Origin of the sequence: Noviherbaspirillum suwonense (assembly GCF_900182955.1) — a bacterium.
Classification (GTDB): Bacteria; Pseudomonadota; Gammaproteobacteria; order Burkholderiales; family Burkholderiaceae_D; genus Noviherbaspirillum_A; species Noviherbaspirillum_A suwonense.
Genome location: NZ_FXUL01000005.1, coordinates 170,200 through 183,237 on the forward strand (window position 1 = coordinate 170,200; position 13,038 = coordinate 183,237).

Sequence of the window (13,038 nt, forward strand, 5' to 3'; positions counted from 1 at the left end):
AGGACTCGCGGGGCTTTTTTTATGCACTGGTTTGTCATTCGTACGCCTACCGACCGAATTCTTTCTGCTTGGAACCTGCACGCCGGGAAAAGCCACGAAGCGCCGGCTTTTTTAGCCCGCGCCGTACCAACGGCGCGCCGCAGACCACGAATGAAGGAAAATCAGAATGCACAATTCTTCGGGCGCTTCCGGCCAGCGCGCGTCCAGCCCCATGGGCGCAAAAAAATTACGCGATGCACATGCTGATGTCTTCACGGACGTCGACCTCGAGGAATTGGACAGCCACACCGGTCCGGGTCAGGAAGTAGCGGATCCGGACGAAAGCGGTTCGGCTTATTCGCCGTCCTCCAGGAAACATCCGGGCCTCGCCAGCCCCGTCGTCTTCAGCCGGGACAACAGTTCAGCCGGACGGGCCAGCCCGTCAAGCACCACGAGCATGGTCAGATATGATCCGGGACAGCGACCGGCCGCTTCCACTTCGCGGCCGCCTGCATACCAGATGTCGGCAGACCAGCGTCGCGCCAGGATCCAGAATTTCCATTCAGTGATGAATGCGGCACGGGAAGGCAATGCCGACGCGCTGCAGGCACTGCCCTTGGCGGACATCGACCTCGACGCGCCCGACGCCGATGGCCTCACCGCGCTCCACCACGCCGCGGCAAACGGCCACATCCGCGTGGTAGCGCTGCTGGTCGGGCATGGCGCGTCGATACAGGCGGCCACGCATTCCGGTTTCACGCCATTGTTGCTGGCCGCAAGCCGGGGCCGCCGCGCCGTTGTCGAATGCCTCATCCACTTTCAGCACAGCGGCGTCCGGCCGGATCAGGAACGGCAGTCAAGCGACCGGCCTTCGGCAAGAAGGGCAATTGCGGCGCCGGGCGAATACGCATTCGCAGCGGGCCAGGGCCTCGACATTTTTGACGCCATGGCCGCTGTCTACAGGTTTCAGGAACTTGAAGTAGACATCCGGGATCTCGTCAGGGCGGCTGAAAATGGCAACCTGGAAGGCGTGGTGCGCCTGCTTGCCGCACTGGCGAATGCACGCGCAGTCGACAGCTTCATTTTTAGCGCCGGCGCCAGGGAACAAGCCGGCACGATGAATGGTTTGCTGGCGAATGCCTGCGGCAAGGGCCAGGTTCAGATCGCCCTTGCGCTGATATGTGCGGGCGCTTCGGTCGACAGCGTCGACTCGCTGGGTCGCACGCCCCTGATGCATGCCGCAAGGAGCAAGCAGCCGGCGATGGTGACCGCGTTATTGAAGACGGGCGCCGCAATGGACATGAAAGACAAGTTCGGGCATTCGGTCCTGAGCCTTGCAATCGACGCCAATGCGCCTGCCGTGCTGAAGGCCCTCATGAATGGCAAGGCGGACATCTGGAATGCCGCTGCCTGGAATGAACCGCTCATCCACTATGCGGCGTCGAACAGGAAAACGGAGATCGTGCGGATGCTCCTGGAAGCCGGCGCTGACCTTCCCGTGGCCAATGGCAGCAGGGAGCTTGCCAGATCCGCCCGCGAAAACTGCAAATCCGCCGTGTCGACATTGCTGGCTGCGGGCGCCGATCCGCATCACCGGGCGGCCGATGGCCATACGGCGTTCACCCTGGCGGCTGCCAATGGCCATGACGAGGTGCTGGCCATGTTTATGGGAATGCAACCATCGGTCGAATGGAAAAGCATCCTCCAGCGCCAGTGCGACACGCAGGGACGCACGGCACTGATGCTGGCGGCGTTGAACGGGAAGGAACTGACCGTCAAGTACCTGCTCAGGAACCATGCGGATCCGCACCAACGGGACATTGGCGGACGTACCGCGCTGCTCTGGGCGGCTGCCCATGCCTCACCCATCATGATGGACCTGCTGAGAAACGGCGGCGCGAAGGATACCTGCACCGATGACCGCGGCGATACGATCTTTATCATTGCAGCCGAGCACAATAACCAAAGCGTGATGGCCGCAATCTGCGACCATCCGTATCCGGACAAGAAGTTCGGCATCGACACCCCGAACAAGGATGGGGACACCCCGCTGATCAAGGCTGCGCGCGGCGGTTTTCTGGAGATCGTCAGAACGCTCAATTATGAAGGGGCCAACCTGCTGCACGTCAACAACGACGGCCGCACCGCGCTACACGAGGCGGCTGCGTCCGGTCATACCCCGGTAGTCGATTACCTGCGGAAGGAAGTCGCCGCATTGCCGGAAGTATTTCCATTTGCGAATGGCACGTTCAGCCTGTTGAGGAGCATTCCATTCGTGTCCAACCTGTTGCCCGCCCGGGTGAAGGTGCAAGCGCGGGAGTTCGACGTGGATGGCAATTCGCTGATGATGGTGGCAGCCGCGAATGGACAGGAGATTCTGCTTCGCAAGCTGTTCGAGGTCCAGCCCGATGCCGACGCGCGCAATGCGGACAGGCTGGGGCTGGCTGCCGCTGTTGGCGGCGATGCGCTTGCGCTCGCTTCCAGCAGCCGTGCCGACGTGCCCGCCAGTCCGTCCAAGATCAATATCGAGCAAAAAAACCTCAATGGCCTGACCGCGCTATGCCAGGCGGCGCTTAATGGCCAGTATGCGGCGCTCAGGTTCCTGATCGACCAGGGCGCGAGGGTCGACGGCACATTTCCGACCAGCGTCGGCAGCGAAGAGACCCACGTGACGCCGCTGTGGCTGGCTGCCAGGCTGGTGCGTTGCCCGGCAGGCAATGGCACGGGCGGCCCCATGCTGCAGGTGATCCATACGCCGGAAACGGTCGTTCGCCTCCTGCTGGACAGCGGCGCAGGATCCGACATTAACACGCCTTGCGGACAGCAGCGCCAGACGCCCCTGATCGCCGCGGCAAGCGCCGGGCGGCACGACGTGGTCACGCTGCTCATCGAGCGCGGCGCGCTGGCGGACATGCCCGACCTGCATGGCGCGACGCCGTTGATGCATGCGGCCTGGCACGGTCACCGGGCCGTCGTGGAGGAATTGCTCAACAACGGCGCGGCGCCGAACGTGCCGCCCGGCGCACTCAGCGCGCTGATCCTGGCGGCGGAAAGCGGCCACGCCGACGTTATCCAGCTTCTGGCGGATCGCGGCGCGCATCTCGACCATGCCGACTCGCAAGGCACGACCGCGCTGATCGGCGCCGCAAAACGCGGCAAGGTCGATGCGATCAAACGCCTGATCGCGCTGGGGGCAAACCTTTGCCAGGTCGACGCCCGGGGCCATGCCGCGTTCCACTATGCAGGCCGGAACAACCATGACGAAATCGTCGGCCTGCTCGCGAAGGGCGCGCCGCTGCCCCGCGACAATTAGGAAAGGCATGCCGGCGGCGGGCGGGAATGGCGGATGCACCGGCATCCCGCCCTTTGCGCCCCGCATGCCCTTTCCGGTATATTCCAGATCACCTCCTGAATATACCGTCCCATGTCCCGCCTGCCCGCCCACGTCGACATCCACCTGATCCGCATCCTCTACCTCCTGCTGTCGGAAAAGAACGTGTCGCGGGTGGCGCTGAAGCTTAACCAGCCGCAGCCGTCGATCTCGGCCTCGCTGCGCAAGCTGCGGGAGCTGACCGGCGACCCGCTGCTGGTGCGCGGCTCGCGCGGCATGGTGCCGACCCAGCACGGCGAAAGCCTGCTGAAGCCGGCCAAGCGCATCCTCGACGAGACCGAGCGGCTGTTCGTGCACAAGGTGCCGTTCGAGGCGCGCGAGGAAGCCCGCACCTTCCGCATCGCCGCGCCCGATTATCTCGACACCCAGTTCCTGCCCAACGTGGTGGCGCGGGTGCGGCGCGAGTCGCCGAAGAGCCGGGTCGTCATCATGAACATCAGCCGCGACATCGACCATATCCGGCTGCTGTCCGATGGCGACCTCGACCTGGTCATCGCCAACTGGGACGAGCCGCCGCCGCACCTGCACCTGGCCAAGCTGTTCCAGGACCCGATCGCCTGCAGCATGCGGGCCGACTGCGCCTATGCGCGGCGCACCGCGGAGGATGCGATGACGGTCGAGGATTACCTGTCGCTGCCGCACGTGGCGCCGTCGCAGATGATGCCGGGCTATCACGGCGTGATCGAGTCCTTCCTCGAGCGCCACCAGATGCGCCGCAATGTCGTGGTCGAATCGGCCTACTTCGGCCAGATGCCCTACATGCTGCTGCAAAGCGACCTGGTGCTGACCACCGGGCGCCAGTTCCTGCGCTTCTACGAACAGAACCTGCCGCTGAAAACCTTCACCGTGCCGATCAAGTTTCCGCCGATGCGCTTCTACCAGCTCTGGCACGAACGCGTCCACCAGGCCAGCGAGCACAAGTGGCTGCGCGACCTGACCGGCGCGGTCGCCCGCGAGCTGGGGCCGCGCTGAGAAGCCGTAGCCCCCTTGCACACCATTTTCCTTACGAGCCAGAACATGTCCGCATCCCTTCAGCCTCCCGCCGGCAAGACCCTGCTGGTGCGCAATGCCCGCCTGCTGGTCACCATGGACGCCGGTCGCCGCGAAATCGCCGACGGCGCGGTCTTCATCCGCGGCCATGCGATCGAACAGGTCGGCGCCAGCAGCGACCTGCCGCAGAAGGCCGATGAAATCATCGACGCCAGCGGCTGCCTGGTCATGCCGGGCCTCGTCAACACCCATCATCACATGTACCAGAGCCTGACGCGGGCGGTGCCGGCCGCGCAGGATGGCGAACTGTTCAACTGGCTGCAGACGCTGTACCCGATCTGGGCCGGCCTCACCGCCGAGATGATCCACGTGTCGACGCTGACCGCGATGGCCGAGCTGATGCTGTCGGGCTGCACGACCAGCAGCGACCACCTGTACATCTATCCGAACGACTGCCGGCTGGACGACAGCATCGAGGCGGCGCAGCGGATCGGCATGCGCTTCCATGCGGCGCGCGGCTCGATGAGCGTGGGCCAGAGCGCCGGCGGCCTGCCGCCGGACTCGGTGGTGGAAAAGGAAGACGCCATCCTGAAGGATACCGAGCGCCTGATCGGGACCTGGCATGACGCCAGCCGGCATTCGATGCTGCGCATCGTGGTCGCGCCCTGCTCGCCATTTTCGGTGTCGCGCGACCTGATGAAGGCGTCGGCGCAGCTTGCGCGCCGCCATGGCGTCTCGATGCATACGCACCTGGCCGAGAACGTCAAGGATGTCGCCTATAGCCTGGAAAAATTCGGCATGACGCCGGCCGAGTACGCGGAGGACTGCGGCTGGGTCGGGCATGACGTCTGGCATGCGCACTGCGTGCAGCTCGACGAGCCCGGCATCGCGCTGTTCGCCCGCACCGGCACCGGCGTGGCGCATTGCCCATGCTCCAACATGCGGCTGGCGTCCGGCATCGCGCCGGTGCGGCGCATGCTTGATGCCGGCGTGCCGGTGGGCCTGGGCGTGGACGGCAGCGCGTCCAACGACGGCGCGCACATGCTGGGCGAGGCGCGCCAGGCCATGCTGCTGCAGCGGGTCGGCTTCGGCCCGGACGCGATGAGCGCGCGGCAGGCGCTGGAACTGGCCACGCTGGGCGGCGCGAAAGTGCTGGGCCGCGACGACATCGGCGCGCTGGCGCCGGGCATGTCGGCCGACCTGGTCATGTTCCGGCTCGACCAGCTCGCCTACGCAGGCGCGCTGCACGACCCGCTGGCGGCGCTGGTGTTCTGCACGCCGTCGACCGTGGACTGCAGCATCATCCACGGCCGGGTGGTGGTGCGCGACGGCCAGTTGACGACGGTTGAGCTCGCGCCGCTGGTCGAACAGCACAACCGCCTGGCAGCGGAATTGATGGCAAAGGCAGGCAACCGTTGAAAGACGGTGTAATTCCCTTCGGTCATTACACCTACGAAATCGGGATGGCCGCACATGTGCACGGTGGCCCGTCGAAAGCAGGCAACCGTTGAAATCGTAGGGTGCAATAAGCGCAAGCGCATTGCACCACCCGTCGCCATCGCACACGCCCGCCGGTGCCCAAGCGCCCGATGGTGCACTGCCCTTCGGTTATTGCACCCTACGAAATCAGGGTGGCCGGACGCGTGGACTATGCGGAAACGCCTGGCGCGGCGCCCTCTCCAAAACCGCCGCCGCTGCTGGTATCATGCTGGCCCATGATTGATCCCGCAGACGACCTCACCCGCCCCCTGCCCGTCGCCAGCCCATGCCCGATACGCATGCAGTTCGCCGCGCCGGACCGGCTGCACACGGTGGTGCTGATGCAGGACCTGTTCGAACAATGGGTGCTGATACAGGGGTGGGCCGGGCGGGCGGCGTCCAGCGGCCGCAGCGGCGGCAAGTCACGCCCATTGGACAGCCTGGAAGACGGCCTCGCGGCGCTCAAGGCCATCGCGCAGCGGCACCAGAAGCAGGGCTGCACCGTGGTAGCCGCATAACCAGCGAAGGACTACCCCGTGCAATTCAAGGAACAGGGCAGCAAGGTGCAGGTGCTGCTGTATGCCGGCTTCGATGAGGCGAAGAATGCGCCCGTCGTGCGCATCGTCGGCTCGTTCGACAAGTACACCTACAAGTTTTCGCCTGGCCTGCTCGACAAGCTCAACGTCGAGCAGCGCGACGAACTCGACGCCGAATGCCAGCGCCGCCGGCAGGCGGCCCTGGCGCTGAACCGGCAGCATTACATCAATGCGCTGGCCGCCAACATGCGCGGCGCCTGCGACAGCCTGGACAACAATGCCGCGCTGACACCGCAGCAGAGCGACGAGATATGGGACGCGATGGCCGACCTGGTCCGCGCGATGCGGGAAGCCGGCTATCCGCGCCCGACCCGCGACCGGAAGCCGGGAGCGGACGCGGGCCAGGCCAGCCTGTTCGACTGAAGCGCGTCAGGAGTCGGCCTGATCTGCCCGGCGCCTGTCCAGGATGTCACCAAGGAGCTTGTCAAGCACCGCAGTGGTCAGAAACGCCTGGTCGTTTCTGGCGCACCATTCCATAGCGGCATCCTTGAGGTCCACGAGGTCGGATGAATCTGTTCCTATCTTCACGGCCACACGGACGTAATAGTCGACCACGACTTCATGGTAAATCCGCTGGACATGGTTTTCATCGGGCTGGCCATATGCGCCCTTCAGTAGCCATTCCCTGATCATGTGCAGGAATTCCTTTTTCAACGCGGCTTTGCCATTGAACTTGGTGATGACTTCGGGCGCCTGCAACAGTGTTTCCGTTTGCAGTTCGCCCAGCCGTACTGCCCAATTTCTTGTGCCCTTGACATGGTCGACGAGCACGGCGCCCGGCAAGATCGTCCCGACGTTTTCCAATGTCAGGCTGGCGCCGCGATTGTCGCTTTTCCACTTCGCCGCTGCCTCCTTGAAGCTTTCCAGGGTCGTGGCCGGAGCAGGTTCAAATCGCAAGTAACTTCGGTACAGGTTTTCAATCAGGGTTGCTTCAAAGATTTCCCGTGTCGCGAACACAAAGTTTTTGTCCGCATTATCTTTGAGCCCCGCTATCACTTTTGCCTCGACTTCCTTACGCAAATGCGGATAGCGTTCCAGCATCGCCCTGCGCTCCTCTCGGGCAAAAAACTTCTGCAGCAACCCTTCCTGATCCGTGCTCAACCCGGCTGGAGAATTTTTTACGGGTGAAACTGTCGTGCTGCCTGAAGAGCTTGCGCGGCTGGACGAAGCGGAATGGCCCTGCTCCTGCGAACGCGCTTGCTCGGCGCGACGTTCCTGTTTCAACGCGACTTCCCGGCTTGCCTTCTCCTCCAGACCATTTTTCACTTCCTGAAAAATTTTTTCCAATGCGTGAGGAACATCGCTCAATTGCACCAGCGGGTTATTTTTCAGCCATTGCCGGTATTTTTTATTGAATGCAATAGAAAAGTCTTCGTCGCCGAAGGCATTTGGATAAGCGGATTTGAATCGGTCGACGGCGGCCTGAATCCGCAATTTCCTGATTGGTGGCGATGCGGTATTTTGCTGAGTCGATGTTTCCGCTTCATGGGATGTTTTTTCCAGCAGCATCTGATTCTGGAAATCCTTGCCTTGCGCCATCTGCGGCGCGCTGCTCCGTTTCAGATCCCTGGTGCGGTAGAGGAATTTCTCGGATTTCCCGGCACTGCCCGGAGCGCGCCTCTTACTGTTTTTGGCTTGCTCCAGACGCTCTTCGCCGACCGAAATCTGTGCCAGCGTACCCGCCGATTCCTCCGGCAACGCATCGTGCGACACACGTATGAAGTCGTTGACAAACTCACAGTAATCCGCCTTGAACATATTGTTCGCGCATGTAGCCAGATGCTTGAAAACGTCGTGCGGCGCCACAGTACGCCTTGATGCTTCCAGCAGTACTTGTTCGCTGTCATAAAGAAGGAATGGACTGACGCAGCGGGTATACAACAAGACCGAGAACATATTGGAACGGGCGTTGCGGATGACTTTCGCGCTGAAGGGCGTCTCTTTCACCAACGTGTCGAAGTACGCGCCGGGCCACCCCAGTTTTTTCAGTTCCGTGTCGAGCAACTGCCTGGCTTCCGACGCCTGGGTGGCGTCCAGCACATGGTCCGCATTGTCCGCCCGCTTTTGCAGGGGCAGCAATTTTTCCGCAGCAAGCTGGTCCCGACGCCTTGCCAGAAGGACTGTCACCAGTTCCTGATCGATCGCCTTGAGCAGCTCCAGCAGCGGACCCGGCAGCCTGCTGTCGCCGAATTGCTGCATGGTCCCGCAGGTGAATTTGAAGACCGGGGCGAGAAAGCGTGCCAGAACCTTGGTGTTGACAGTCATCTGCTGGCCAGTCGCATCGGCCTCGCTACCGATAACGCTGATGAGTTTTTCAGGGCTATCGCCATATTTTTGCAAGACCCGCTGCCGGCACTTCGAGACGATGGCTGCCAGATCGCTTTTCGCCAGCTCGTCGTTGGCGAAGCTGCCGAATTCGTTATACACACTGACGCCGTCGAGTTTCGGATTAAGGCGGCCCAGCGTCTTCGACTTCAGTCCGTCCTTCAACTCGGCAGCGACAATCCGTTTCGCGATCGTCCTGATGGCGGCATGCGATATGCTGCTGCCCGGACCTGATGGCGTTTCGACCGGCAGCGGGCCGGTCGCCAGCATCTGCTCGAACGTCAGGCCATCGTCAGCGGTCGTGGAAGACGCCGATTTGCTCGAACCGGGCGACGACGTGCCCAACAGCACCGGCCGCGTGGATGAGCGCGGGGCGGCAGGCGGCGCAGGCATTTTTGCAGGCACATCCTGCGGCGGCGGCGGTCCATCCTTCGCAACATCCCCGATCGCGCGATCCGGCGAACGCGGCGTCGTCGGCGGTGCGTCCTGCGGCGGCGGCGGCCCCCGCTTCACAATGTCTCCGATCGCGCGGTCCGGCGAACGCGGCGTCGCCGGCGGCGCGTCCTGCGGTGGCGGCGGCCGCTGCCTCGCAATGTCCCCGAGCGCGCGGTCCGGCGAACGCGGCGTCGTCGGCGGCGCGTCCTGCGGCGGCGGCGGCCCCTGCCTCACGATGTCCCCGAGCGCGCGGTCCGGCGAACGCGGCGTCGTCGGCGGCGCGTCCTGCGGTGGCGGCGGCCCCTGCTTCACAATATCCCCGAGCGCGCGAACCGACGAACGCGTCGTCGTGACCGGCCCACGCCGCGGAGTGCCCGCATCATCCGTCTGCGGCTTTGCCGGCAAGTCCGGCAGTTTTCTGAAATGCGCCGGCACCACGTCGCTAAATTCGGGGAATGCAATATGTAAAGCCGGCAGCGCATATACCTGCGGATCCGGCGACGAGCGAAGCAGAGGTTTCGTCCGGCCGCTATCGCCTGTTGGCGTCTTTTGCTGCGCGGCCTTGTCCGTGCCTGTCGCGTTCAGGGGACTGGTCGAAGAGCCGCTCGTCGGTGTCGCTGCACGACTGGCGTCATTGCCCTCCAATGAGGTAACACCGCCCGACTCTTCCGAGGAATTCCCTTGATGCGATGGATTGCCACCGGATTTTTCTCTGACCTTGTTTGCCATGTAATACCCGCTAAAAAAACGACGGCTTACACGCGCGCGTAAGCCGTCTGGTTGTAAAAGTGTGCGGGGTTCTAGGTAACAGGGACTCGCTAGCTGTTCATCGTTTTTTTAGCCTGCCATCAGGCTCACATGCGCGGCCACCACGCGCCAGCCTTCATCGAAGCGCACCCATGTTTGCGATTGCCGTCCAATCCGCTCGCTTCCAGCACGCACGAACTCGATATTGGCGACGCCATGATCCGAGCCGAACGTGGTCAGCGCGGTGCGGGTAACCGTGCGCGCCAGCCCCTGCGACGGCCGGCCATTGCGGAATTCCTGGATTGCCTCGAAGCCGTACAGGTTCTCGCCGACGCCGTAGCGCAGCGTATGCGGCGAATTCCAGAACAGGCGGTCGAGCGTGGCAATGTCGTTGGTCACCAGCGCCTGCTCGTATTCGGCGAAGGCCTGGGTCAGTTCGGCCAGCGTTGCCGGGTCGTTGATCTGCATTGTCTCGTTCTCCATTAAGATTTACTTGCCGCCCCAGTGCACGAAACGCCGTTCCGCCACGATGAAGAGCAGGTTCAGCATATAGCCCAGCGCGCCGGCGGCAAAGATCGATGCATACATGTCCGGCATGTCGAACACCATCTGCGACTTCAGGATGCGCTGGCCGAGGCCGTCGGTGGAGCCGATGAACATCTCTGCGACGATGACGATCACCAGCGCCAGCGACACGCCGGAGCGCATGCCGACGAAGGTCTGCGGCAGGCTTTCCCACAAGGTGACGTCGGTCAGCACCTGCAGCCGCGACGCGCCCATCACGCGGGCCGCAAGCTGGCGCTGCTTGCGGGCGTTCATCACGCCGTAGGCGGTGGAAAACAGGATGGACAGCGCCGCGCCGAATGCGGCCACCGCGATCTTGGTGCCCTCGCCGCTGCCGAACAGGATCAGGAACAGCGGAAACATGGCGGACGCCGGCGTCGAGCGGAAGAAGTCGATCGGAAATTCCAGCGTGCGGTAGACCTTGTCGCTGGAGCCGAGCAGGATGCCCAGCGGCACCGCGATCACCAGCGCAATGGCGAAGGAGATCGCGGTGCGCACCACGGTGCGCTGCAGGTCGCCCCACAGCGAGCCTTCCTGCAGTCCCTGCCAGAACGCATGGAAGGACTGCGCCGGCGACGGCAGCAGCACCGGGTCGATCAGGCGCATCTCGAAGGCCAGTTCCCAGAACACGATCAGCAGGAAGACGCCAACCAGCGGCTGCAGGCGGCCTATCATCTGTTCGCTGTTTTTCATTTCCGCACCTCGCGCTGGAAGATTTCAAGGCTGTGGCCCTTGACCCGCAGGAAGTCCGGCGTCAGGGTCGTTTCCGCGGTGCGCGGCCGCGGCGCGTCGAAGGGAACGAAGTCCGCGACCCGGGTCGGATTGCGCGACAGCAGCAGCACATAGTCGGCCAAATAAACTGCCTCGTCCAGGTCGTGCGACACCAGGATGGTCGTCACCGGCTTTTCCATGAAGACCTTCTGCAGCCGGTCGCGCAGGAACTGGGTCATTTCATAGTCGAGCGCGGAGAACGGTTCGTCCAGGAACAGCACTTCCGGGTCCACCACCAGCGAACGCATGATGGACACCATCTGCTGCTGGCCGCCGGACATCTCGTACGGGTACTTGTTGAGGTCGATCTTCACGTCGAAGCTTTCCACCAGCTTGTCGATGCGCGCGTCCTTCTCGCCCTTCGACAGCTTCAGGTATTTCAGCGGATAGCGGATGTTGTCGATCGCCCGCATCCACGGGAACACCGCCTCGCGGTAGTTCTGGAACACGTAGCCGATGCGGGTGTCATGCACGTCCTTGCCGTCGAACAGGATCTGCCCGCGGTCATACGGCAGAATGCCCGCGATCATGTTGATCAGCGTGCTCTTGCCGCAGCCATTGGGGCCAAAGATGGAGATGAGCTTGCCCTTCGGGATGTCGAGGTCGAAGTTGTCGTACAGCGTGTGCGCGCCGAAGCGCTTGTCGAGCCCGCGTATCGTGATGTGCGTGCCCGGCGCATACCAGCGGTGGCCAAGGTCCATGCCGGCGACCTGGCCGCGCGGCGGCCTGACCGCGTCGGTCGCGGCCTGCGGCTGCCTTTGCAGCAGTGTATTGAGCGCCTGCATCACATCCCCTTGATGATGGTGCCGGTGTCGACCGCACCCTTGACCACGCCGAGCGCAACGCCGATATCGACGAATTTCTGGAAGTCGGTCTTCTGCACCGGCGTCAGGTCCTTCACCATGACGAAGTTCGTCAGCGGCACGGTGGCGGTCATGTCGGCCGGCACGTTCATGTCCTTGGCCAGCAGCGAGCGCGCGCTGGCGTCGGTGTTGGCCGCGGCCACGGACTTGGCCCACGCCTTCGCGAAGCGGGCCGCGACGTCGGGCCGCTCGGCGATGAGCTTGTTGGACAGCGCGCCGCCGGCGGCAAATGCCTGCGACGACGCATTGCCCAGCAGGTGCGTGGAGATCACGCCTGCTTCCAGCCTGCGCGCGACGCCCTGCTTGATCATGGTGCTGGCCACCGGTTCGAGCGTATAGCCGGCGTCGAAGGTGCCGGCCTGCAGCGCGCCGAGGTGGACCGACAGCTGCTGTTCCTGGATCGTGTAATCCTTGTTCTCTTCCAGCCCGATCGATTTCAGCACGGCCTTGGCGGTGCCCACGTTCGCCGGCCCCGGCGCGGAAAACAGCTTGGCGCCCTTCAGGTCCTTCAGCGACTTGGCCTGCGAGCCTGCCTTGACCACGAACTGTTCGGTGATGTACTGCGCGTTCTGGCCGTTGAGCGAGATATAGGTCAGCGTATTGGGCCGGCGCTGGCTGATGTTGGCGCCTTCCAGCGTCACCAGGTTGGACGCGGCGTCGATGTCGCCTGTGACCATGGACTGCACGATCAGCGGGGCCGACGCCAGCATCACGGTTTCGACGGTGATGCCGGCTTCCTTGAAGAAGCCGCGCTCGACGCCGACGAAATACGGCAGAGCGGAGCTGGAGCCGAACACGCCGACACGCACCTTGTCGTCCGCATGCGCAGGCGACACCGCGGCAAGCCCGGCGGCAACGGTGAAGGCAATCTGGGTCAGGGTAAACAATTTCATATGCA

The 13,038-nt window shown here is 63.5% G+C and carries 11 protein-coding genes; 5 read left to right on the forward strand and 6 right to left on the reverse strand.

The features are described from left to right. Nucleotides 1-333 precede the first annotated feature (333 nt). The gene (locus tag QOL82_RS09525; RefSeq protein ID WP_283442015.1) at nucleotides 334-606 is read right to left on the reverse strand and encodes a hypothetical protein; all 273 of its coding nucleotides are present in this window, start codon (nucleotides 604-606) and stop codon (nucleotides 334-336) included. On the opposite strand from QOL82_RS09525, the gene QOL82_RS09530 reads away from it, so the two are divergent. From QOL82_RS09530 to QOL82_RS09550, 5 genes are all read left to right on the forward strand, one after another. Then, a complete protein-coding gene (locus QOL82_RS09530) occupies nucleotides 596-3,292 on the forward strand; it encodes an ankyrin repeat domain-containing protein (RefSeq protein ID WP_283442016.1) in 2,697 nt (898 codons plus the stop codon). The genes QOL82_RS09525 and QOL82_RS09530 overlap by 11 nt on opposite strands. A 111-nt stretch (nucleotides 3,293-3,403) precedes the next feature. Continuing rightward, nucleotides 3,404-4,342, forward strand: coding sequence for a LysR family transcriptional regulator (locus tag QOL82_RS09535; RefSeq protein ID WP_283442017.1), 939 nt, complete (start codon nucleotides 3,404-3,406; stop codon nucleotides 4,340-4,342). A 45-nt stretch (nucleotides 4,343-4,387) separates the two neighbouring features. After that, nucleotides 4,388-5,779 carry an 8-oxoguanine deaminase gene (locus QOL82_RS09540; RefSeq protein ID WP_283442018.1) on the forward strand — a complete coding sequence of 464 codons (1,392 nt, stop codon included), beginning with the start codon at nucleotides 4,388-4,390 and terminating at the stop codon, nucleotides 5,777-5,779. A 296-nt stretch (nucleotides 5,780-6,075) separates the two neighbouring features. After that, nucleotides 6,076-6,357: a hypothetical protein gene (locus QOL82_RS09545; RefSeq protein WP_283442019.1), complete on the forward strand. Its 282-nt coding sequence runs from the start codon at nucleotides 6,076-6,078 to the stop codon at nucleotides 6,355-6,357. Nucleotides 6,358-6,375: 18 nt separating this feature from the next. Then, nucleotides 6,376-6,798: a hypothetical protein gene (locus QOL82_RS09550; RefSeq protein ID WP_283442020.1), complete on the forward strand. Its 423-nt coding sequence runs from the start codon at nucleotides 6,376-6,378 to the stop codon at nucleotides 6,796-6,798. Nucleotides 6,799-6,804: 6 nt separating this feature from the next. Here the strand turns inward: QOL82_RS09550 and QOL82_RS09555 are convergent, their stop codons facing one another. From QOL82_RS09555 to QOL82_RS09575, 5 genes are all read right to left on the reverse strand, one after another. Further along, on the reverse strand, nucleotides 6,805-9,924 hold the full coding sequence (locus tag QOL82_RS09555) for a hypothetical protein (RefSeq protein ID WP_283442021.1): 3,120 nt from the start codon (nucleotides 9,922-9,924) through the stop codon (nucleotides 6,805-6,807). Between the two features lie 108 nt (nucleotides 9,925-10,032). Next, a complete protein-coding gene (hpxZ, locus tag QOL82_RS09560; protein WP_283442111.1) occupies nucleotides 10,033-10,410 on the reverse strand; it encodes an oxalurate catabolism protein HpxZ in 378 nt (125 codons plus the stop codon). A gap of 21 nt (nucleotides 10,411-10,431) precedes the next feature. Next, on the reverse strand, nucleotides 10,432-11,199 hold the full coding sequence (locus QOL82_RS09565; RefSeq protein WP_283442022.1) for an ABC transporter permease: 768 nt from the start codon (nucleotides 11,197-11,199) through the stop codon (nucleotides 10,432-10,434). Next, nucleotides 11,196-11,978 (reverse strand): ABC transporter ATP-binding protein, encoded by a 783-nt coding sequence (locus QOL82_RS09570; protein WP_283442112.1) that lies wholly within the window; start codon nucleotides 11,976-11,978, stop codon nucleotides 11,196-11,198. Before QOL82_RS09570 ends, QOL82_RS09565 begins: the two co-directional genes overlap by 4 nt. A gap of 83 nt (nucleotides 11,979-12,061) precedes the next feature. After that, a complete protein-coding gene (locus QOL82_RS09575) occupies nucleotides 12,062-13,033 on the reverse strand; it encodes an ABC transporter substrate-binding protein (protein ID WP_283442023.1) in 972 nt (323 codons plus the stop codon). Nucleotides 13,034-13,038 lie beyond the last annotated feature (5 nt).

Excerpts from the sequence above, each read along its gene's own strand:
- QOL82_RS09535 (WP_283442017.1), top strand. The coding sequence starts at position 3,404 with ATGTCCCGCCTGCCCGCCCACGTCGACATCCACCTGATCCGCATCCTC.
- QOL82_RS09545 (WP_283442019.1), top strand. The coding sequence starts at position 6,076 with ATGATTGATCCCGCAGACGACCTCACCCGCCCCCTGCCCGTCGCCAGC.
- QOL82_RS09570 (WP_283442112.1), bottom strand. The coding sequence starts at position 11,978 with ATGGACCTTGGCCACCGCTGGTATGCGCCGGGCACGCACATCACGATA.
- QOL82_RS09565 (WP_283442022.1), bottom strand. The coding sequence starts at position 11,199 with ATGAAAAACAGCGAACAGATGATAGGCCGCCTGCAGCCGCTGGTTGGC.
- hpxZ (WP_283442111.1), bottom strand. The coding sequence starts at position 10,410 with ATGCAGATCAACGACCCGGCAACGCTGGCCGAACTGACCCAGGCCTTC.
- QOL82_RS09525 (WP_283442015.1), bottom strand. The coding sequence starts at position 606 with ATGTCCGCCAAGGGCAGTGCCTGCAGCGCGTCGGCATTGCCTTCCCGT.
- QOL82_RS09540 (WP_283442018.1), top strand. The coding sequence starts at position 4,388 with ATGTCCGCATCCCTTCAGCCTCCCGCCGGCAAGACCCTGCTGGTGCGC.
- QOL82_RS09575 (WP_283442023.1), bottom strand. The coding sequence starts at position 13,033 with ATGAAATTGTTTACCCTGACCCAGATTGCCTTCACCGTTGCCGCCGGG.
- QOL82_RS09555 (WP_283442021.1), bottom strand. The coding sequence starts at position 9,924 with ATGGCAAACAAGGTCAGAGAAAAATCCGGTGGCAATCCATCGCATCAA.